Annotated in this window: 8 protein-coding genes; 1 reads left to right on the forward strand and 7 read right to left on the reverse strand. The window is 47.3% G+C overall.

The window, feature by feature from the left end; all coding sequences use genetic code 11:
• Window positions 1–323: 323 nt before the first annotated feature.
• The 3 genes from ACR6Z4_RS06420 to ACR6Z4_RS06430 form a co-directional block, all read right to left on the reverse strand.
• Window positions 324–7,139 carry a PAS domain S-box protein gene (locus ACR6Z4_RS06420; protein WP_479716405.1) on the reverse strand — a complete coding sequence of 2,272 codons (6,816 nt, stop codon included), beginning with the start codon at window positions 7,137–7,139 and terminating at the stop codon, window positions 324–326.
• A gap of 46 nt (window positions 7,140–7,185) precedes the next feature.
• Window positions 7,186–13,278: a trifunctional serine/threonine-protein kinase/ATP-binding protein/sensor histidine kinase gene (locus ACR6Z4_RS06425; protein ID WP_479716406.1), complete on the reverse strand. Its 6,093-nt coding sequence runs from the start codon at window positions 13,276–13,278 to the stop codon at window positions 7,186–7,188.
• Between the two features lie 512 nt (window positions 13,279–13,790).
• Window positions 13,791–14,231, reverse strand: a complete 441-nt coding sequence (locus ACR6Z4_RS06430) for a hypothetical protein (RefSeq protein ID WP_479716407.1) — start codon at window positions 14,229–14,231, stop codon at window positions 13,791–13,793.
• Window positions 14,232–14,643: 412 nt separating this feature from the next.
• On the opposite strand from ACR6Z4_RS06430, the gene ACR6Z4_RS06435 reads away from it, so the two are divergent.
• The gene (locus tag ACR6Z4_RS06435) at window positions 14,644–14,904 is read left to right on the forward strand and encodes a hypothetical protein (protein WP_479716408.1); all 261 of its coding nucleotides are present in this window, start codon (window positions 14,644–14,646) and stop codon (window positions 14,902–14,904) included.
• Here ACR6Z4_RS06435 and ACR6Z4_RS06440 read toward each other — a convergent pair.
• Genes ACR6Z4_RS06440 through ACR6Z4_RS06455 form a run of 4 tightly spaced genes read right to left on the reverse strand, consistent with a single transcriptional unit; the run spans window position 14,901 to window position 21,458 of the window.
• Window positions 14,901–16,229: a sensor histidine kinase gene (locus ACR6Z4_RS06440; RefSeq protein WP_479716409.1), complete on the reverse strand. Its 1,329-nt coding sequence runs from the start codon at window positions 16,227–16,229 to the stop codon at window positions 14,901–14,903. The two genes, ACR6Z4_RS06435 and ACR6Z4_RS06440, sit on opposite strands and share 4 nt — an antisense overlap.
• Before the next feature lie 7 nt (window positions 16,230–16,236).
• Window positions 16,237–17,472: an ATP-binding response regulator gene (locus ACR6Z4_RS06445; RefSeq protein WP_479716410.1), complete on the reverse strand. Its 1,236-nt coding sequence runs from the start codon at window positions 17,470–17,472 to the stop codon at window positions 16,237–16,239.
• 12 nt (window positions 17,473–17,484) lie between these two features.
• Window positions 17,485–20,112, reverse strand: coding sequence for a hybrid sensor histidine kinase/response regulator (locus tag ACR6Z4_RS06450; RefSeq protein ID WP_479716411.1), 2,628 nt, complete (start codon window positions 20,110–20,112; stop codon window positions 17,485–17,487).
• A 2-nt stretch (window positions 20,113–20,114) separates the two neighbouring features.
• A complete protein-coding gene (locus tag ACR6Z4_RS06455) occupies window positions 20,115–21,458 on the reverse strand; it encodes an ABC transporter substrate-binding protein (protein ID WP_479716412.1) in 1,344 nt (447 codons plus the stop codon).
• Between the last annotated feature and the right edge of the window lie 61 nt (window positions 21,459–21,519).

Below are 21,519 nucleotides of genomic sequence, written 5' to 3' on the forward strand. Positions count from 1 at the left end.
GCTACGTTGAATCCTGAGGAGTGGTGCCGATTGATCTAGAACGAGAGTTGAGAGAGGGGATAGAAATCGTGCCCAGTCAGGCATAAGATCCCCTGCCTCTCCACGGGGTAACCATTGCTCTTGAAGAGGATTGGAACGGTCGGGAGGGCTTTGTGCCTCCGGTAGATACTCTATAGCAATTTCCAATTAAGTGGAGTGCAGATGTTTTTTTGAAAGCTACGCTCCGTATGGCTTTCAAAAAACATCTGGGTTTAGCCGAGCGCGAAACATATAGTTCTGTACTATTTTAATTCCTTATCCATAGAAAATCCTGTTGGGGTGTATCATTTATCACTTTGAGGTCTGAGTGAATTCAGTAACTTCTGAATTTTCTTAATTTGAAAGTGGTTTGTCAGTGATCGAAGTTCGTTTGCCAGGGGTGTAAATTGGGCATCAGATTGTTCAAGGTCGCTGATCACCGCTAATAATCGTTGTAAGTTACCCCGCAAAGCTAAATCATATAATTGCTCCAGTACATCGATTGGGGGCGTCACCAGGCTGGATGGGGTGATGTTCGTCTCCCCATGCTCTTGTGGGTTAGCTGGTGTTGGAGAGCTTTGATAGATCCATGTCAGGTTTAGATGGGTTTGTATTAGATCTAATAGAGTGTCTAGCTGTATGGGTTTGGGGAGAAAGTCGTTGGCTCCGGCTGCCAAACTTTCTTGCCTGTCTGCATCAAAGACTCTCGCCGAAGAGGTGATCACCACGGTTGCTTGGGCTCCGGGGCATTGCCGCAAGAGACGAATCATTTCCCATCCATCCATTTCTGGCATGATCAAGTCGGCAATGATCAGATCGGGCTGGGTCTCGATCGCCAAATCTAAACCAGTTTGCCCATCATTGGCTTCAAATAAAGCAAACCCTAACGGCTGAAGCAAATTGCGGAAAACCAGGCGATTTTCTAGCTGGTCGTCCACAATGAGAATTTTGCGGGGTTCGCCAACAAATCCAATAATGTTGCAAGGAGAGATGTTGCAGGTTGCTTGTTCTAAGCACACGATGGGTAACTGAAGCTCAAAGCTAAAGAGACTACCCTGCCCCAGTTGGCTTTGAATGTCGAGTCGGGAACCCATCATCGCTAACAAATTTTGGGTGATGGCTAAGCCCAGACCTGTACCTTCGGCTTTATGCATCAGATCTCCTGCCTGTTCGAAGGGTAGCAGAATGGTTTCGAGTTGATCTGGGTGGATGCCAATTCCGGTATCTTGTACCTGGAAGCGCAAGGTGGCATTCGGTCGGGTGGGGGGTTGGGTGGGATCGGCTGGGTCGGGATCAGGTCTGGCTGGATCAGAGAGCGATGTATTGTGACCGATCATCTCTACACTAAAGCTGACGCTGCCCTGATCGGTAAATTTAATGGCATTGCTGAGGAGATTGAGCAGCACTTGCCGCAGGCGTTTTTCGTCGGCATAAATGCCATCGGGTAGGTCTGAGAGTACGTTAAACGTAAATTGGATCTCTTTTTGTTCGGCTCGAATACAGCAAATATCTGCCAGATCGTGGAGGAACAGAGAGAGATGGAAGGCGCTGGGATACAGTTCTAGTTTGCGGGCTTCAATTTTGGCGAGGTCGAGGATATCGCTAATCAGGGTTAAGAGATGCGACCCACAGCGATGGATAACATCTAACCCCGTTTTGTCGCGATCGCTTAAATGGTCAGACCGTTGCAAAATTTGGGTATAGCCCAGAATGCCATTGAGAGGCGTGCGTAATTCGTGGCTCACATTTGCTAAAAATTCGCTCTTGGCGCGGTTGGCAGATTCAGCAATTTCTTTGGCGGCTTTTAGTTCTAGCGTCCGTTCTTCAACTCGGGTTTCTAATTCAGCATTCGCCTGTAAGAGAAAGTCTTCTGCCTGCTTTTGGTCGGTAATGTCTTCCGCAATTCCGACGATACGGTGAATGTTTCCGGCTTCGTCGTAGATTGGGGAAGAGCGATCGCGAATCCAGCGAATGGCACCATCTGGACGAATGATGCGATATTCAAACATCAGATCTTCGATTTCTTGACGCGGTAACAGTGCCTTGACCGCATCTTGATCGTCGGGATGCACATCGTTGAGCCAAGCCATGCCGTCGGCATACAGTTTGCTGCGAGGTTGCCCCCACATAGGTTCGTAGGCAGGATTGATGTAAAGTATCTCGTTGGTTGCAGGGTCAACCAGCCAGAAGACTTCATTAATGGTTTCGGCAATCTGGCGAAACCGCATTTCACTTTCTTGCAAGGCTAACTCGGTACGTTTGCGATCGCTGATATCGCGCGATAGCCCGATCGTGCCAATAATAGTACCCTCGGCATCATACCAGGGGCTTTTGGTTGTCAAATAGGTGCGGATGCCGTCGGGGTGGGGGACGGTTTCCTCTAAGGTTTGAGGTATTCCTGTGGTCATAATGTGCAGATCTCGCTGACGCAGTTGATGTGCCATGTCAGGAGGCCAGAGGGCTGCGTCATCCTTACCCAGAAGCTCTGCTAAGGATTGGTCAAAAAATTGGACAAACGTAGAATTGGCAATCACAATTCGCCCTGCTTGATCTTTGACAAACACCACATCGGGGGTGCTTTCGATGATAGATTGCAAAATGGCATTTCTTTCCGCCAGGCGGGCTTGACTGTTTTGCAAGTCTTGTTCGGCTTGTTTACGCTCTGTAATGTCGGTGACAACGCCGACAATATGCCATTCCTGTGGGTTGAGAGTAGCAGGAATGATGCCCCATACTGCCACCCAGCGAAGTTCGCCATCTCGACGGTAAACCCGATATTCAATCTGATACGGTGCCCCTGTTTCAAACGTATGGGCGATCGCCTGAGTTACCCGGTCATGGTCGTCTGGGTGGATCATGGCAAGGAACGTACCGCGATCGCCGGGAAAAGAACCGGGTGCAAAGCCAAAAATTTCGTGGGCACGATCTGACCAGATGAGCTGTCCCGTCTGAAGGCTACAACTCCAGGTGCCCATTTGGGCTGCATCCAATGCCAGTTGTAACCGCAGTCGCTCTGCCTGGAGTTCGGCTTCGGCTCGTTTGCGATCGCTCATGTCGGTATGGGTGCCCAACATCCGCAAGGGTTGCCCTGCTTCATCCCAGGAAACGATCTTGCCCAACGACAAAATCCATTTCCACTCCCCATTCTTCATGCGTTGGCGAAATTCTACTTTATATTCTTTAAGGTCTCCGGCGACATATGCCTGATAGGTATGGCTAACCCTTTCTAAATCATCGGGATGGAGTCGCTCAATCCAGCGGGCATTGGTTTCTTCAAATTCTGCGGGGTCGTAGCCCAGCATGGTGGCATATTCGTCGTTGACAATGGCTTCCCCGGTTTTCAAATTGAGATCATAAAGCCCTTGTTTTGTCGCGGTTAGGGCTAAACGCAACCGTTCTTCATTGACTTGCAAGATCTCTTCGGCATGTTTGCGATCGCTGATATCTTCCAGGACGCCTAAAATTCCGATGATGTCGCCTGCACCGTTACGGATAGCCAGTTTGCTGACATCCAACCAGCTGTAGCTGCCATCTGGATTCAATCGCCGTTTAACTCGATGGAGAATGGGCAAACCCGTTGTTAAAACGGACTGATCTGTGACCAGAAATTGATCAGAAGTAACGGTATGAAAAATCTCTTGATCTGTCTTGCCCACAACGGTTTCAGGATGTGACAGACCTACGGCTTTTCTCCAACTGACGTTGGCACCCAAATAGACAGAGTTGCGATCTTTCCAGAAGATTTGCTGAGGGATGTTATCTAAAACCAATTGCAAAAAGTGTTGCTGCTCTTGGAGCAGCATTTCTGCTCGTTTGCGATCGCTAATATCGCGTGCCACCCCAATGACGCCAATGATGTTGCCCTGAGCATCGCGCCAGGGAAATTTGGCGGTCAAGAAAGTCTTGCGTTCGTGTTCGATGGGTGCGATTTCTTCAAATGACTCGGCTATCCCGGTGGTCATGATGCGGCGATCGTCTGCTCGGATGGGTGCGACCCAATCGGCGGGATAGATCTCTGCATCAGTTTTGCCAATGAACCATTGCAAGGGTTTTCCCGAGAGTTGGGCAAAGGCAGCATTAACAATCACATGGCGTCCGTCTAGATCTTTGACAAAAATCACATCCGGTGTGCCGTCGATGATGGATTGTAAGATCACATTTTGGTCTGCCAGGGCTTGTTCTGCCAGCCGAAAGGCAGTGATATCTTCGGCAATGCCAACTACGCGATAAACGTCTCCGGTTTCATGGCAAATAGGGAAAGCGCGATCGCGAATCCAGCGAAGTTCTCCGTCGGGTCGAATGATCCGATAAGTTTCGTCATAGCCTGTTGTTGGACAATGGGTTATGGTGTGTTCCAGGCGATCGCGATCCTCAGGATGGAGCGAGGCTAACCAGAGTTTGGGATTGTGATAAACGTCGGCGCAGGAATATCCCCAAATCCGCTCAAATGCAGGGCTGATATATAACATCTCGCTTAGATCCGAATTGGTCAGCCAAAATGCTTCTTGGATGGTTTCAGCAATCTGGCGGAACCGTTCTTCACTTTCTCGCAAGGCAATTTCGGCGTGTTTGTGATCGGTAATATCCCGTTGCAACCCGACCATGCGCAATGGTTTACCGTCTGCGTCGCGGGCAACTACCTTGCCATAGTTGGCAATCCAGCGCCAGTCCCCGGTTTTAGCCAGCGCCCGATATTCTACTTGATAGGGGACTTCACTCTGTTCCAGGTGAGCATTGAGCAATTGCATTAACCAGGGTTTATCGTCTGGATGAATCAATTGCTCCCAGGTATCAACATGACCGGGTAATTCACCTACTTCATAGCCCAATATCCCCAGCCATCGGGGGCTGAGATATGCCTCTCCCGTGATAATATCCCAATCCCACAAGCCATCACCCGATCCTTCCAGGGCTAATTGCAATTGCTCTTGACTCAGACGGATGGCTTCTTCGGCTTGTTTGCGGTCTGTGATATCCAGTGCTACCCCGACCATGCGTACACCCGTCCCCGATTCAGCCGAGACGACTTTACCGCGCATCAATATCCAGCGTAATTCCCCATCCAGGCGGTGAATCCGATATTCGATGTTGTAGGGAGATTGGGTGGCAAAACTATGGGACAGTGCCTGAAACACCCGCTCTTGATCGGCAACATGGATGAGTTTCAGGAAGGCATCGCGATCGCCCGGAAAGGTGCCAGGGGCATAGCCAAAAATGGCTTCGGTTCGTTCTGACCAAAACCCTGTTTCTAGATTAGACTCCCACGTTCCCATATCAGCCGCTTCTAACGCCAGCTGTAAGCGTAGGCGTTCTGACTCTAGCAATTGCGCTTGTTGCCGCAGTGCCCGCGTGCGTTGCTGCACCCGTTGCTCTAGATCGGTATTGAGTTGTTGAATGGCTTCGATCGCGTGTAACCGTTCAATTTCTGCGGCGGCTCTTGCCCCAAAGATCCGCAGCAGGGTTTCTGCTCGTTGAGGATGGGCAATGGGAATGCGATCGAAAATACACAGAACTCCGATTACGTTTCCTTCGCTGTTGTGTAAGGCGATGCCCAAATAGCTATCCGTGTTTAATGATTGCAGCTCTGAATCAAGCGGAAACTCAGCCTGAACGCCAGCGGCGCAGTAATAGCAACCTGTTGCAGCCGACCGTCCACAGGGCGTGGGTTGGAGTGAATAGGCAATTTTGTCTAAGTGCTGATGGTCGGCAAAAAATGCCAGGGAGTGTAATTGATCGTCGATCAGCCGAGTCACCAGAACATGGGAGACATTGAGGGCTGCTGCGATTTGTTGGGTTAAGACGGGAAAGAAATCTTCCCCGGTAACGGATGCCGTACCTTCCACCAGATTTTGCAAGATTTGTTCGGTTTGCTTGCGCTCTGTGATATCAATGATGGAACCAATGAAGCCAATTAACTCTCCGGCGGCATTACGTTCGGGCACGGCTTGAGCGTATACCCATTTAATTTCGCCATTGGGATAACGATAGCGAGGCTCCACCTGATATTTGGCAGTATGGTTCTGCTTTGATTGCTCAACAAAATTAGCCCAGGCTATGCCCATCCACTCTCGATCATCGGGATGCAAATGCTTGAGCCAGCCATTGCCTAAGTTATCGTCTGGCGACAGCCCAATGATTTCGAGTGTTTTAGGATTGGCGTAGATACATTGCCCATGGATATCATTGCGATAAACGCCAACAGGGCTAACCTCTGACAATAACCGATAGCGTTCTTCACTCATTTGCAAGGCGGCTTCGATGAGTTTGCGCTCGGCAATTTCTTGCTGAAATTGTTGGTTTTGCCGTTCCAGAGCTTTGGTGAGTTGGCGCGATCGCAAATGTACCTTGATGCGGGCTAGGACTTCTGTGAGAGAAAAGGGCTTGGTAATATAGTCAACGGCTCCCAGGTTTAAGCCAAATACCTTGTTGATGTCATCATTTAACGCCGTCATGAAGATCACAGGGATATCTTGCATCAGAGGATTCGCTTTCAGCCTGCGGCATGTCTCAAATCCATCCATGTCGGGCATGACGATATCTAAAAGAATCAGATCGGGCAAACAGTGCTCGGTTTGTTTGAGGGCACGTTCACCAGACGTCGCGATCGCCACATCATAGCCAGCTATTGCCAGGGCTTCAGAAATGGTTTCTAAATTTTCGAGAGCATCATCGACCACCAAAATCAATTCTTTGTCATCAGGGGTATGTTGTACCAATTTGTGTGTATGTTGATAGTGCTGTAAGGCTTCGACAACGGTTAAATTAAGTTCGGTTTCGTTCCAGGGTTTGGCAAGAAAGCGATAGAGATTCCCCCGATTGATCACGTTGCCTACATCTTCTGCCCTGGCTTGCCCCGTCAGCATGACGTTGATAATTTGGGGATAGCGGTGATGTAGTGCAATCAACAAATCATCGCCTTTCATTCCCGGCATGATTTGATCGGTAATCACCAGCGGAATTTCGCCCCCTTCAGAGAAAATCTCATCAATCAGTGTCAATGCTTCCTCTCCGCTCTCCGCAATTTCGATCGCGTAGTCTGGAAAATGCCGCGACAATTGCGTTCTCAGAGTAAGTAGAACATTGCGTTCGTCATCCACACAAATGATGGTCGGCTGACTCATCAGTCCTCTCCTTTCGCATCGGTGCTCGTGTATAGGCTTACTTGTTCTAACGATCGTGGGTTTTGGGTAGAGGAAATTGCACTGTGAATGTAGTATGCCCCGGTTGGCTATGGACGTAAATATCGCCTGCGTGTTTTTGGACGATTTGTTGAACAATGTCTAACCCCAAGCCACTGCCTTCTCCTCGGGGTTTGGTGGTAAAAAATGGCTCAAAAATATGCGATCGCACTTCTGGGGCAATGCCATAACCTGAGTCTGTGATATCTACCAGCACCGACCCAGATTGCTGAGTTACAGCTATGGTTAAAGTGCCCTGCTGCCCCATGGCGTGTAAGGCGTTTTCAATCAAATTGATCCATACCTGTATCAATGCATCTGGGTTACATAGAATGTCAGGCACATCAGATTGATAGTGGCGAACCACCTCAATGCCCTGTTTCAGGCGATTTTGATAGAGTGTTAGCGCCACTTCAATGCTATCAATCACGGGCACAAGACTGGTCTCGCTGACATCACTACGGTGGCTATAGGTTTTCAGGGCAAAGACAATTTTGGCAGCCCGATCGACTTCCTGCTGAATATTGTGTGTGCTGTAGTGTTGCAAAACCAGGTTATACGCCACCTGTAAAATGTGCGTGCAGTCAGGGTCACGCAGGATCGATTCATAGGGCGTCAGGTCAGATCCCAAACCCATCTGAGCTAATTGGGAGGCAATGATATGGGCATTGGCAATCTCCTGGTCTAGCAGTTGGGTTTGCAGCCGTCGGCGCAATTGTCGTTCTTCTCGGGTTGAGAGCAATTGTGGGGTTTGCAGTGCCACATTGATTAACGCCAAAAAGTCGGTTTGCTGTTGCACGGATAGGGTTTGGTAGAGGGTAGGTAATTGCTGAAGCAAGCTCTGAAATGCTGCCACAATATTGTTGGTCGCACCCCGGATCACCCCTAAGGGCGTATTGATTTCATGGGCAATGCTGGCAGTCAGTTGTCCGAGTACCGCCATTTTTTCTGATTGAATCAGCTCGGCTTGGGTCGATTGCAGGTTGGTCAGTGCCTGAGAGAGTTCGGTCGTGCGTTCTGCGACTCGTTGTTCCAGGGTTTGAGAATATTCGGCTAATTGAGAATTTGCTTGTTCTAACTGGTGTGCTTGAGATTGAAGCTGGGCGTCTGCGGCTTTGCGATCGCTAATATCCATTACTACTCCATCCCAGATGATGGAGCCATCGGCTTGTTGAGCCGGTTGGGAGACGGCTTGCACCCATTTCACCTTGCCTGATGGCGTGACAATGCGAAATTCCATGTGAAATGGTTGCAGGGTTCGTTCGGAATCTGCTGTTCTCTGGTCAATTGCTTTACGGTCTTCGAGATGCTCAAACTCTCGAACAGTGTAGTTGCCTGCCATCATCTCTTCTGCCGATACTTCATAGAGGTCATAACACCTGGAACTGGCGTAGGGGAGGGATGTAGAACCATCTGCGGCAACCCGAAATTGATAAATCATACCGGGAAGGTTGGCTGCCAGGTGGCGCAAGCGAGTTTCACTGCTCTGGAGTTGGGTCAGAGACGTTTCTAACTGATGGGCATAGGTGTGGGCGGTTTGATAAAGCTGAGCATTTTCTAAAGAGATGGCAATCTGAGTGCTGAGGAGTTGCAAGAGTTCCAGGCGATCGCGCGTAAATGCTCCTCGTATGAGATTGTTTTCCAGGTACAAAATGCCTCGCAATTGCCCTTGTTTCAAAATGGGAGTGCAAAGAATACTTTTGGGCTGATGCTGAAGAATATAGCGATCGTCGGCAAACTGAGAATCTTCCCGTGCATCTATTAAGACGAGTGATTCTAAACTGCGCTTGACCCAATTCACCACGCTCGCCGCTACATCTTGACTCAGCTCCAGGGGGATTGGTGATGATAGGATGTGCGGGTGTTGTCCAGATGCTACAAGGGCAGCGATGCGTAAGACCTGGTCGTCTTGCAGCAATAAAACACATTTTTCTGCACCTGCATTGACAACTACAATTTTGAGGAGAGTCGTCAGCAGTTGATCGAGTTCAATGGCTCCGGAGATGACTTGCGATGCTTTGATCAAGGCATGTAGATCAATGGCTCCAGAATCATTACTGGAAGAAGAACTGGATAGAGGTTGGGCGGCACTAACGGTGCGATCTGTTTGCAGGATGGGAATTAGAAGGTGGGGATAGCGGTGTGCAAGATCGTGAAGCTTAGCCTTGGCTCCCCAACTGCTATAGGCATGGTAGGCTTCCTGCATATAGACAGCAGCAACTTTTTCTTTGCCCCAATCGAGATAAAACTTGGCAGCCAGTTCATGGGCTAAGGCGTTTTCCTGGAGATAGCCATTGGCTTTTGCTTCAGCGATCGCACGATCGTAATAGTCGATCGCCTCAGCCTTATTGCCTAAGACACGATAGTGCTCTGCTTCCACTAGATGATATTTGTGTTGAAAGTTGCTAGGAGCATGATTAGCCCAGTTCTGCATGTTTTGCTGATTGATCGCCACCTGCTGTAAGTTATGCGATCGCTCTTCAATGGGCAAAGCAAAATGGTGAGCCAGTAGCGATAGTGAACCATAAAAATTGTGAGCAGCCAGCATCAACAGCCCTAGGGCAGCTTCCTGATAGTTTGCGGCTTTAGTAGCACTACTCAGGGCACGATCATACTCACCCAGAAGATAGAACCCGATCAACTTGGCAACATGAAATCCAAATAAAGATTGATAGCAATGATGGGTTTCAAAGTACGGTAGAACTTCGTCTTGATTGAAGAACTCGTCTGCCCATACCAATGGATCGGGGGTGATTTTTTGCAGGCTTAAACTCAGTTGTACCCAGATTTTTGCATCGTAAATAGGATGTTCTTGTTTCAGGTTGAGGATGAGGTCAAAGTACTTATTGTGATCGATGGATAACAGCTCCAGTTGTTCTCCCTTCAAAAACAAATAGTTGAAATAAGCAAGGATGCAGTAGCTACTATGCTCAATATCCCCTGCTTCAATGCCCGCTTCAATACCCTTTTTTAAGGCTGATAGAGAGGTGGTAATATGCTCTTGACAGGGGCAAACAAAAACCCCAAACACCAGATTTACCTTAGATACAACGGTCTTAGCGTGATAGCGATCTAGTAAACTCAGACCCAATTTACCTGCATCATATGCGGCGACCAAATCTTGTTTCACTGACCATAAGTAGAAACTGTAGAGTTCATACGCATAGGCTGTTAATTCTGAGTAGCCAAAACGAGTACAGAGATCCATCATGGCATTCACGATTCCTGGAAAGAGTTCAGGTCTTGCCCGATGAATGGGAGGTGTAATGGCGATCAAAATTCTGAAGGCTGCTAGCTTTTCTGGATCGGTCATTGGCGGAACCTGATCCAGCTCCGACGGGGAAGGCAGCAGAAATTCGATGGGTTGGGTTTCTTTTTCACTCCATAAATGAATGCCCAATTTAGGGAGCAAGTCTAATCCAGTTTCAATCGCTTTGAGTTGTTTCCCTTGAGCCATATAGATTTGAATGGCTAGCTCTGAGGCTTTGACCTGCTCTAATAAATGGGTTGCCTGTTGCCAAATGACGCTGACCAAGGTTTCTGCCTGCTCAAAGTGGGTATTGAGATAGGTGACTTCCGCCGTTTCTTCGTACAGAGATAGAGTTAATGCGTAATGGCTTTGCCAACTGTCGGCAGCCAATAACATTAACCCCGTACTTAAATAAGCGATCGCTGTGCCGTAGGCGTTGGCAAGTTTTGCTTTGCGACCCGCTATCAGGTTTAACTGAGCTAACCGATTTCGCTCTGCTGAATCAATGATCAGTTCAAGTCCCCGATTCAACTGATGGGTAATTTCAAAAATCTTTTCTTCTAGTTTGCATGCGTGGGTATTAGCGAGCAGAAGTTGTCCGATTTTGAGGTGGGTTGCTTGTTTTTGTTCCAGGGGAATAAGTGTATAGGCTGCTTGCTGGATGCGGTCGTGTAAGAAGCGGTATGCGATCGCCTGTCCTTGCGCTAAAATATCTGCAACTTCATCTGCGTTCAACAGTTGCGGCAATCGATACCCTTCTCCCACGGGCACTACCAGCCCTATCTGAATGGCTTCCCATAATTCCTGAGCCGTTTGATAGATCGATTGCTGACTCACGATCGCCAGGGTTTGTAAATCAAATGGATTGCCAATGCAGGCGGCTAATTGCAAGGTGCGTTGGGTTGGGTCTGATAGTTTGCCAATTTTGCCCAGCATCAGTTCAACCACATTGTCGCTACTCGCTTGGTGTTGAATCTGCTCCAGATCCCAGTGCCACTCGCTTCCTGTAGGAGACGTTGTATTAAAGTAGATCAACCCATCTTCATAGAATGTTGTGAGTAATTGCGCTAAAAAGAAGGGATTGCCTGCTGTTTTTTCGACCAGGAGTTTAGCCAGAGGGGTAACCGTTGGGGTTGATGTATGAAGTGTTTCGCCAACCAATTGGGTTACATCTGCTAATGCCAATGGCTCCAAATGGATTTCTGTAATCATTGCACCTGCTTGGCGCATCGCTTCAACCGTTTGGATAAAAGGATGGGTTGGAGATACTTCATGATCGCGATAGGCAGCAATCATCAGCCAATGATGGTTGGCAGGATTTTGTAGGAAGCCTTGCAAGGCTTCACACGACGCTGTATCTGCCCATTGGGCATCATCCATAAACTGAACAATGGGATGCTGGGGACTTTGCAAGGCTTGAGCGTATTGCTCTAACGTCAGCACCAGACGGTTTGCCGATTCGATCGCCCCTAAGGCAGGTACAGGGGGTTGCTGTCCTATAATCAGTTCTAGTTCTGGAATCGCATCTATGATCAGAGCAGCATTGGCTCCCAGACAAGCAAGAAAGCGATCGCGCCAATACTGCAATCGTTCTTCACTTTCGGTTAGCAATTGCCGAATCAAACCCCGATGGGCTTGTACCATGGCAGCTAGGGGGTGATTGCGCTGAAATTGGTCAAATTTGCCTGCTGTGAAGTATCCTTTTCGGCGGGTTAATTGCTTTAAAAGTTCGTTCACCAGTGAGGTTTTGCCGACCCCAGAATAGCCCACTACCAGGACTAATTCACAACGTCCCTGGCTGGCACGCTCAAATGCATCTAACAGCATTTGTATTTGTGTATTGCGTCCATACAACTTTTGCGGAATGCTAAACTGAGCCAGATCGTCCACCTGCCCCAACGGAAACTCGGTGATCGTTCCAGTCCTGGTATAGTGTTCTAAACACATTTCTAAATCTGTCTTTAACCCCAGGGCACTTTGATAGCGATCTTCAGCATTCTTTGCCATCAACTTGAGGACAATTTTGCCGAGGGTCGCGGGGATATGGGGTGCGGGTGTGACGGCGGGGTATAGGGATGAAGTAGGCTGCGGCGATGCCGTGTGCAGGTGATGAGGGGGTATTGGTTCTGTCGCCAGGTGACAATGCACCAATTCCAAGGGATCGTCGCTTTCAAAGGGGAGTCGCCCGGTTAGTAGTTCGTAGAAGGTAACTCCTAATGAGTAAAAGTCACTGCGGTGGTCAATCCCTCGATTCATTCGTCCTGTTTGTTCGGGCGAGAGATATGCCAGTGTTCCTTCCAAAACTCCGAGTGCTGTTAATTCCTGGGTTTCTTGGGGCAACTGCGACGCTAACCCCAGATCGGTTAACTGGATCTGTTGAGTTTGCGGATGAATCAGGATATTAGAGGGTTTAATATCTTTGTGAATGATGCGGTGCTGATAGAGGTCATGCAGGATCGTTGCCAGTTGAATGGCGATCGCCAAAAACTCAGCTAATGGCAGTGAGTGAGTGACGATGTAGTTTGAAAGGGAGATATACCCTTGATCTGGCATGACCAGAACAAACCCATTGCCCCAGGGTTCTAGTCCAAGTGGTTGCACTACTCCTGGCACATTCAGATGCGTTGCAAGGGTGTAGTGATTATGCAGGCGCAGGCGATCGTGAAGGCTAGGAAAATTTGCCTTTAAACATTTCAGGATAACGGGTTGCTGATCTGCCTGACGGATGCCCTGATATACCAGAGTTCGACTACCTTCGTAGAAGAGTTTGGTGAGGTGATAGGAGGCAATCTCAGGAATGCGATCGCCATTAGTGGGCAGGGGCAGGTTCATGGCTATTTTGGCAATCGTTGATCCAGCAAAAACTCAAATCAGCCATGCCAACATTGCAGGATCAACGAAATTGATCCTGCAATATTAGAGTTGAAATGGCTTAATGCCATTGTGGCAGACGTGCAGATCAACGGAATAGAGAGAAACGGCGGGTTTTTTCTCTGTCAATTGCCGTAAAATCGGGGATTGGCTGGCGATCTGGTAATCCTGAGTCCGACACCTTCGCCATGGAAACCCTATCGGGGGAGTTCTCAAAACGTAATGATGGTTGGGTGCGCGGGCAAAGCCCGCGCACCCAACCATCATTACCTAAGGATCACAAATTAATTAAAACCCGAAGATTTATTTTTGGCAGCGCGGCGGAGCCGCGCTGCCAAAAATAAATCTTCGGGTTGATTAAATCCACAATCCTAAGGATCGTGAATTAAATAAGATCGAATATTGAATCGTTTGAAGGGGCGAACGGCTGTTCGCCCGTACAACAAATCATCGGAGTTATTTAATTCCTATTCCTAAGTATGGGGCACTAACGTCGGGTGAGGAGGGTGCTGTTTCCAGACAGACAGCCATTGAAACGACACCACATTTAACAATAGCCCAACCCCAAACAAGATGAACATTAACGTAATTTGCGACCAGACGATGGGTGGAACCGTCAAATCTGCCACAGCATGGAAAAAATTTAGGACTGAATAAAATATAGTTAGCCAAAAATGCCCGATGCGGAAGGAACGGTTATCGGTAAACAGTGCCCCAATCATGGCGAACAGAGGCAGGGCAAAAAATACCAGCATTAACCATAGCACCAGTGCAATTTTTTCTGGTGTATCTTGCACGTCCGGGCGTGCCACTGTGGCTCCATGAAACAATGGCATCAAGCCCAATTGAGTATGAAAGAGTGTGCCTAAAAGGAAAACAGCCCAAAGCGTAATAATTTTGCTGGGATAATTCATACGCCACGACTCCCGGATAAATGTCAAAGTACCTCGAATTCTGGCTGCAATTGGAGGATCTAGGGCGTGTTTTAAAACTCGCTAAGCGGGTTGTTTTTTCTGCGCTTCGCACACGAAAAAACAACTTTTAAAACAAACCCTAATAATAGTAGCCCTAACTATAACGCTGTGCGGGTTGATTCGGTACGGTGTTGTGGGGCATATCACGTCCCACAACACCGCTTCTGTCTTTAACGAACTTGCACACCGCTACCTTGATAATAGTTACTAAACATGAGGAAATTGTGAGGGATTTTTTCTACGCAGTCTGGCGGGTTTAAACGCTAAGCGCTCAGCACTAAAAGTGGCATCAGGCTATATCTCCTGGTGTTTCCATGGTACCCTCAGGTTTAGTTATCTATTGCGATCGCTTATGGGTTCTCAATCTCCGACCAAAACTATTTATTTGCTGGTTGTTATGGTGGGCTGGCTCATCGTGGGTGCATCTTTGATGTATCTTTTCCCCGTCATCGCAGATGCGTTAGTGTCATCCGAACGAACTCACCTGTGGATGGAAAATCTCAGCCGTGGTAGCTACAATCCCATATTGGGCTGGGTTGGAGGTGGGATTACTCTGACAATTACCGTTGTCTGCCAAATGATTTGGCACCAATGGTTTGAAGGTAAGGTTTAGCTGATGCCTGATGTTAGAGGCAGCGTCATGACAAATTCAGAACCGTGACCTGGTGTGGAGTTGACAGTGATCGTGCCGCCATGCTTTTCAACAATAATTTGGTGGGCGATCGCCAATCCTAAGCCCGTTCCTTTGCCAACTGTTTTAGTGGTGAACAGGTGATCAAAAATCCGCTGTCTCACTGCATCGGTCATACCCTTACCATTATCTGAAATCCGGATGATGGCAACATGTTGTGCCGATTTGCCATTGCTCGAAGGCTGATTGTCGGGATGATCTGACTTGAGCCACTGTGTTTGAATGCGAATCTGAGGGGGATGGGCTTGACTCTTAGTAAACGGACGATCCTGGCTAGCCTCGTCTAATGCATCAATGGCATTAGCCAGAACATTCATAAATACCTGATTCATTTGTCCAGGGAAACAGTCTATGCTGGGCAAGTCTCCATAGTCTTTGATTACTTCGATCATGGGACGTGTCTCATTGGCTTTGATCCGATGTTGAAGAATCAGTAATGTGCTATCTAAACCGTCATGCAAATTAAACGATTGTTTTTGATCTATATCGGCTCGGGCAAAGGTGCGTAAACTATTGCTAATGTGACGAATGCGATCGATGCCTTGCTGCATCGAATTGAGGAGTTTGGGTAAATCTTCAACTAAATACTCTAATTCGGTGGTTTCTAACAGGTCTGCAAGCTCGGCATCTGGATCAGGAAATTTTTGTTGGTATAAATTGATAATCTTAAAAAGTCGATCGATATAGTCCAGGGCATATTTCATATTACCCGCCAGAAATCCAACTGGATTATTGATTTCGTGGGCTACGCCTGCCACCAGATTCCCTAAGGCAGACATTTTTTCATTTTGTACAAGCTGTAGTTGAGATGCTTGCAACTCCGCTGTTTTTTGGGCAACCTGGCTTTCTAAATTGCGCGTTAAATAGTGAAGTTGCAAATGCGTTTTGACCCGTGCTAATACTTCTTTTTCCTGAAAAGGTTTGGTAATATAATCGACGGCACCCAGTTCTAATGCTTGAATCTTAGTATTAAGTTCAGACAGAGCTGTCATAAAAATAACAGGAATATCCTGCGTTTCTGGATTAGCTTTTAGCCGTTGACAGGTTTCAAACCCATCAATTCCCGGCATCATCACATCCAGTAAAATTAAGTTAGGGGGTTTGCGGGCAATTTGTTGAAGGGCGCGCTCTCCGCTGGTGGCGATCGCCACATCAAACCCGGCATCACTCAACGTTTCAGAAATGATATCTAGGTTGGTGGGTGTATCATCAACAATTAAAATTAGTCCCTTCGTGGATATCATCATCGTTTCGTTAATAGGGAATTCTAATGGTAAAACAACTTCCTTGACCCAGGGTGCTATTGACATTGATCTCTCCTCCATGCAGTTCTACAATACGTTTAGCCAAAAGCAGACCGAGTCCAGACCCTTCATATTGGCGTGTGAGACGACTATCTAATTGCACAAAGGGTTGAAACAAGGTTGTAATATTTTCTGGGGCGATGCCAATCCCCGTATCGGTTATGGCTATGAGCAACCAGGAGGTCGTTGGTGTGCCACCTTGCTGACGCTGAAAACTATCTGTCTGGGTGATCTCGGTGCTGGATACTTGGGGTTTAGTAAGTGATGATGATGATTGTTGTTGAATATTGAGTGTGACTCTACCCCCAGTGGGGGTAAATTTGACTGCATTATCTAATAAGTTGAATAAAACCTGAGTCATACGCTGTTCGTCGATGACAACGGGTTCCAAATGAGATGGAATTTCTGTGATGAGTTGAACATTTTTCAGATCTGCACGTTGTTGAATGCACGGAATGACATCGTCTACTATAGATTCAATCATCGTGGTTGTGCAGTCAAGCTCTATCTTGCCGGCTTCGAGGCTGGATACATCCAGGATATTTTTGATCAGATCTAATAATTTTTTCCCACTTTTTTCTAGCGTTGATAAAGCTTGATCTTGGGTAAGATTCAATTCCCCAAAAATTCCTTCTCTTAAACTTTCAGCGATGCCTAAAATAGCGTTAAGAGGTGTCCGGAGTTCGTGACTCATAACGGAGAGAAATGCACTTTTAGCCTGGTTTGCACTCTCTGCCTTGATCTTTTCCTGTGCTAGCTCGGCGGTACGTTCCTGCACAAGCCGTTCCAAATCTCGTTGAAGTATATTCAACGTGACGTGCGTTTTGACCCTGGCTAATACTTCCTGCTCTTGGAAGGGTTTGGTAATGTAATCGACAGCACCTAAGTTAAGCGCATGCACTTTACTATCGATATCGGCTAGAGCCGTCATGAATATAACTGGGATGTTAGCCGTGATTGGATTTGCCTTCAGCCGTTGATATGTTTCGAAACCATTGATCTCGGGCATCATGATATCTAATAAAATTAGATCGGGTTTGCTTCGTACTGCTTGCTGAATTGCTCGTGCTCCACTGGTGGCGATCGCGACATCAAACCCTCCAGAACTCAAGGTTTCAGAAATCACATCTAAATTACTGGGCATATCATCGACGATTAAAATTAATCCAGATGTGAGCGAAGTCATGGGTTTATCCTCCTATAGATTTTCTTGCATCAGGCATTGTTGCAAGAAACTTTCTATTTGTTCGGTCTGAAATTGCTGTGCCAATTTTATGATGTGGTGGATAAATGGCTGATAGCGATCGTCTTTGCTCTTTACTTGTTCAGCCACATCTCTAAGCTTTTTCAATCGTCCCTCTTGAGCCAGTTGCAGCAATTCCTGTAAATCTTTCACGGATGGTAGTGTCCAGTCTTGATTAGACGAGACCTCTGAGGGCGCGGGTTGAGCCGCTTGGGTAGAGAATTCCTCATATTTCCAGGTGAGAGATAAATGTTTTTCTAATAACTTGAATAAATCATCGACCTGTAGTGGTTTTGCCAGAAAGTCGTTACCTCCAGCATCCAAACTCATTTGTCGATCAAACTGGGCGACAGATGCCGATGAAACAATCACGTTTAAATGAGTAAAGTGAGGTTGGCTACGCAACTGTTTGAGAAACTCAAACCCATCCATCACAGGCATTGCCAGATCTGCAATGACTAAATCTGGCACTGAATCGGGTAAACTTGCGTGCAATTGATCCAGACCATCTTGCCCATTGTCTGCTTCGATTACCTTAAACCCAAGCGGTTCCAGCAAGTTTAGCACCACTGCTCGGTTTTCCCAGCGGTCATCAACCACCAAAATACAACGCTGTACACCTTCATAGCCGACGATATGACCAGCAGATGCTGTCTGTTGATAGTTCCAGTCATGGGCTAGGGGAACATCCAATTCAAAGTTGAAATCACTGCCGACTCCCAACTGGCTCTTAATCTTAATTTGTCCACCCATGAGCTGCACAATTTGTTGACTGATTGCTAGCCCCAATCCTGTACCTTCTGCTTGACGACGCTTTTCTCCGACTTGTTCAAAGGCTTGAAAAAGCTTGTTGATATCGGCTGTATCAATCCCTACTCCAGTATCTATAACACTAAAGCGTAATCGAGCTGATGGAGTTGCCGATAGCTGCGATGTCAGGTATTCAACGCGTAAGGTCACCGAACCGCTATCTGTAAACTTGATGGCGTTTCCGATGAGATTGATTAATACTTGACGCAACCGTTTTTCATCGATGACAATACCCGCTGGTAGCTGACTATCTGGTTGATAGTGAAACCCAATTCCTTTTTGATCCGAACGCACCCGACAGATTTCAACAATGCCTTGCAAAAAGGACGGGAAATGCAACGCTTTAGCATCGAGTTCCAACTTGCGGGCTTCAATCTTAGATAGATCAAGAATGTCATTGATCAGCGTCAGCAAATGAGAACCGCATTGGTGGATAATGCTGACTCCATGACGTTCTTTGTCGGGTAATGTTCTGGATCGACCTAAGATTTGAGCATAGCCAAGAATACCGTTTAACGGTGTGCGCAATTCATGACTCATGTTTGCCAAAAACTCGCTTTTAGCTTGGTTTGCGACTTCGGCTTGTTCTTTGGCTTGTTCCAATTCAAGGGTACGTTCGGTGACACGATGTTCCAACGTTTCAAAAGACGCCTTAAGTTGTCCTGCCATTTTGTTAAACGTTTGTGCCAGAACACCCACCTCATCTTCGGTATAGACGGGTGCAGTTTGGGTTAAATCGCCTTCTGCCAGGCGGGCTGCTGTTTCACTAATGGCGACGATGGGTTTGATAATGCGGCGTGAGAGTAGATAAATGGCGACCAGAAGCACACCGGATGACAAAGATCCAATTCCCAGAATGCTCCAGGCTAAATGACGGGCAGGTGTAAAGGCTTGAGTTTGGCTAATCTCAGCAATCAGTGCTAAATTTTGCTCTGGCAACCAGCGGTAGACTCCAACCACTGGAACACCCGCATAGTTTTGATAGCTACCGAAGCCCGTTTGCTGATTGATGGCACGGTCAATGCCCGTGCTGCTGAGTCCGTCGGGTTGTTGTGGATTGGCATCATCGCTTTGTTGTCGAGAGATAAAGATCGTTTCGGCTTTAGCACGACCCACAAGGTAGGTTTCAGCCGTCTCGCCTAACCCTGTCTTGTCTCGAATCAGGGTATCGATTTCATCTAAGTTGAGATCGACAATTAATGCTGCCATTTTGATGCCATCGTCATCCACGACGGGTGTCGCGAAGGTGATCGAAGCTTTTTGAGTAGTTGGGGAGAGGTAAAAGTTGGGAACAACAGTGTCGATACCTTGACGGGTGAAGTAGGTGGCTGGATCGCCGAGGGGACGATATTTGCCGACTAAAGTCGGATCATCAGACGCAAACACGACAAACCCACTATTTCGAGTCAGGCGAATACTACGAAGATTGGGCTTGATGGTAATGAGATCATCGGTATACTGCTTAAGGGTTGCATAGGCAGTTTGATAGGCAGGTTGACTGGAATCGGTGGTCAACAAAATCATGACAGCCGACCGAATCTCTGATTCTTGCCCAATTAATAAAATGTCTCGACGCTGGTTTTCAACCCATTTATCTAATTGATCGCTTTTCAGTTTGGTGGCGACCGTAAGCCGATCAATCACTTCTTTTTCCAGGGAACTTCGAGCCTGGAAGTAAGAGCCAACGGCTACGGTACCAAGTGTTACAACCGATAATACAGAAAAGTAACTTACCAGTTGTGCTAATAAACTTTTATGATTCCAAAATTTCATAGTTATTCTTCCCATGCAGTCCAAATCGTTTTGATTTGTGCGATCGCCCAGTCAGCTGAAGCTTCAGGAGATACGTTATCTTTAAGAATTTTGAGAACTGTTTTACCCCAAATTTGTTGAATAAAAATTTCGCTGTAGGCTGGGTGCAACGTTTCGTAGGGAGGCAGGCTGGGCTGATAGAGGAGTTTCAGGGCTGCGGAAATATGTGGGTCGTCGGAATTGTCCCAGTAGGGATCACGCAGAAGGTCTGGCATGACGGGCAAAATGCGCCCTTTGGTATCTTTGAGCAAGCGATTAAGATGATCGGGTTGAATTAGGTATGTAAAAAAATCTTGAGCGGCATCCGGGTGTTGTCCGGCTTTTAGTAGAATGGCTTGTTTAATTCCCTTTCTGAGTAAAAGGGGTGTACCATCGGGTTTGTGAGGCAGATCAAGCGTTGCAATGTTTTGGTAGCGGTCGATCGCATCCCGGTTATAACGGTTGCTGTCCAGCTTTTGAGTCAGGGGAATGGAAAGGGTCGGATTGTGTGTCATCAAGATCTTCCCTTCCAGGAATGTGAAGTTGTTGCCGGAAGCTGTCCAATCTATGGCGTCGGGTGGCACATAGCCAGCTTGATAAAACCCTGTATATTCTGTTAAGACATCGACAAATCGTTGCCGATTTTCGGGTTCTGGGAAGACCAATTCACCCTGATCGTTGACGACAGTAGCGTTGTGAGCGTCCAGAAATAATCTGAGGGACGTAAACGTATCGACGCCGGACGCCGACATACAGAGACCGATGCCATAAAGCTCTGAATAGCGATCGCGCAGCTGATCTTGAGCCTGTTGCCAAAACTGCCAAAAGGCACTCCATTCTTTAGGAATATCCTGTTGAGTCAGACCAATATCAGACAATAAACTGTTCCAGCAATGGATGTATTCACTGGCATAGCCCAGAGGCACGGCGTAGTAGTGACGCTCTTTGAGGATATTGTTTTGATAGGTAACTTGAGAGAGCGCTTCGGCAATATATAAATCTTTGGCAGGTTCAATAATCTGGGAAACATCAGTCAGTTGATTTTGCCACGCCAGTTTGGGACCTAACTTGGCATCTAACGAAATGGCAAAGACAATGTCTGGAACTTGACCTTGCTCCGGGTGCTCCAGTGCTTTTAGGAGCTGTTGTTCTAGCAAGTCAATATGCATCAGCTTCAAACTGACCTTGTGTCCTGATTCTTGTTCCCAGTGGCGGACTAGTTGAATAATGCCTTCATTTTCTTCGGGTAAATAGCCCTGCTCCCACCAAATGACGAGATCTGTTGTATCTGAAGTTGTACTGATTGTGATATTCGATTGATCAGACATGGGAGAACATTGTGTTAACCCCAGACCTAAGGAGAACAGAGATAGCCGTGTAAAATTACGT

It is taken from the genome of Calyptranema fuscum S582 (assembly GCF_055793305.1).

What these genes read in the sequence shown, in the direction of transcription:
- ACR6Z4_RS06420 (WP_479716405.1), bottom strand. Translation starts at nt 7,139, where the DNA reads ATGAGTCAGCCGACCATCATTTGTGTGGATGACGAACGCAATGTTCTA.
- ACR6Z4_RS06425 (WP_479716406.1), bottom strand. Translation starts at nt 13,278, where the DNA reads ATGAACCTGCCCCTGCCCACTAATGGCGATCGCATTCCTGAGATTGCC.
- ACR6Z4_RS06430 (WP_479716407.1), bottom strand. Translation starts at nt 14,231, where the DNA reads ATGAATTATCCCAGCAAAATTATTACGCTTTGGGCTGTTTTCCTTTTA.
- ACR6Z4_RS06435 (WP_479716408.1), top strand. Translation starts at nt 14,644, where the DNA reads ATGGGTTCTCAATCTCCGACCAAAACTATTTATTTGCTGGTTGTTATG.
- ACR6Z4_RS06440 (WP_479716409.1), bottom strand. Translation starts at nt 16,229, where the DNA reads ATGATGATATCCACGAAGGGACTAATTTTAATTGTTGATGATACACCC.
- ACR6Z4_RS06445 (WP_479716410.1), bottom strand. Translation starts at nt 17,472, where the DNA reads ATGACTTCGCTCACATCTGGATTAATTTTAATCGTCGATGATATGCCC.
- ACR6Z4_RS06450 (WP_479716411.1), bottom strand. Translation starts at nt 20,112, where the DNA reads ATGAAATTTTGGAATCATAAAAGTTTATTAGCACAACTGGTAAGTTAC.
- ACR6Z4_RS06455 (WP_479716412.1), bottom strand. Translation starts at nt 21,458, where the DNA reads ATGTCTGATCAATCGAATATCACAATCAGTACAACTTCAGATACAACA.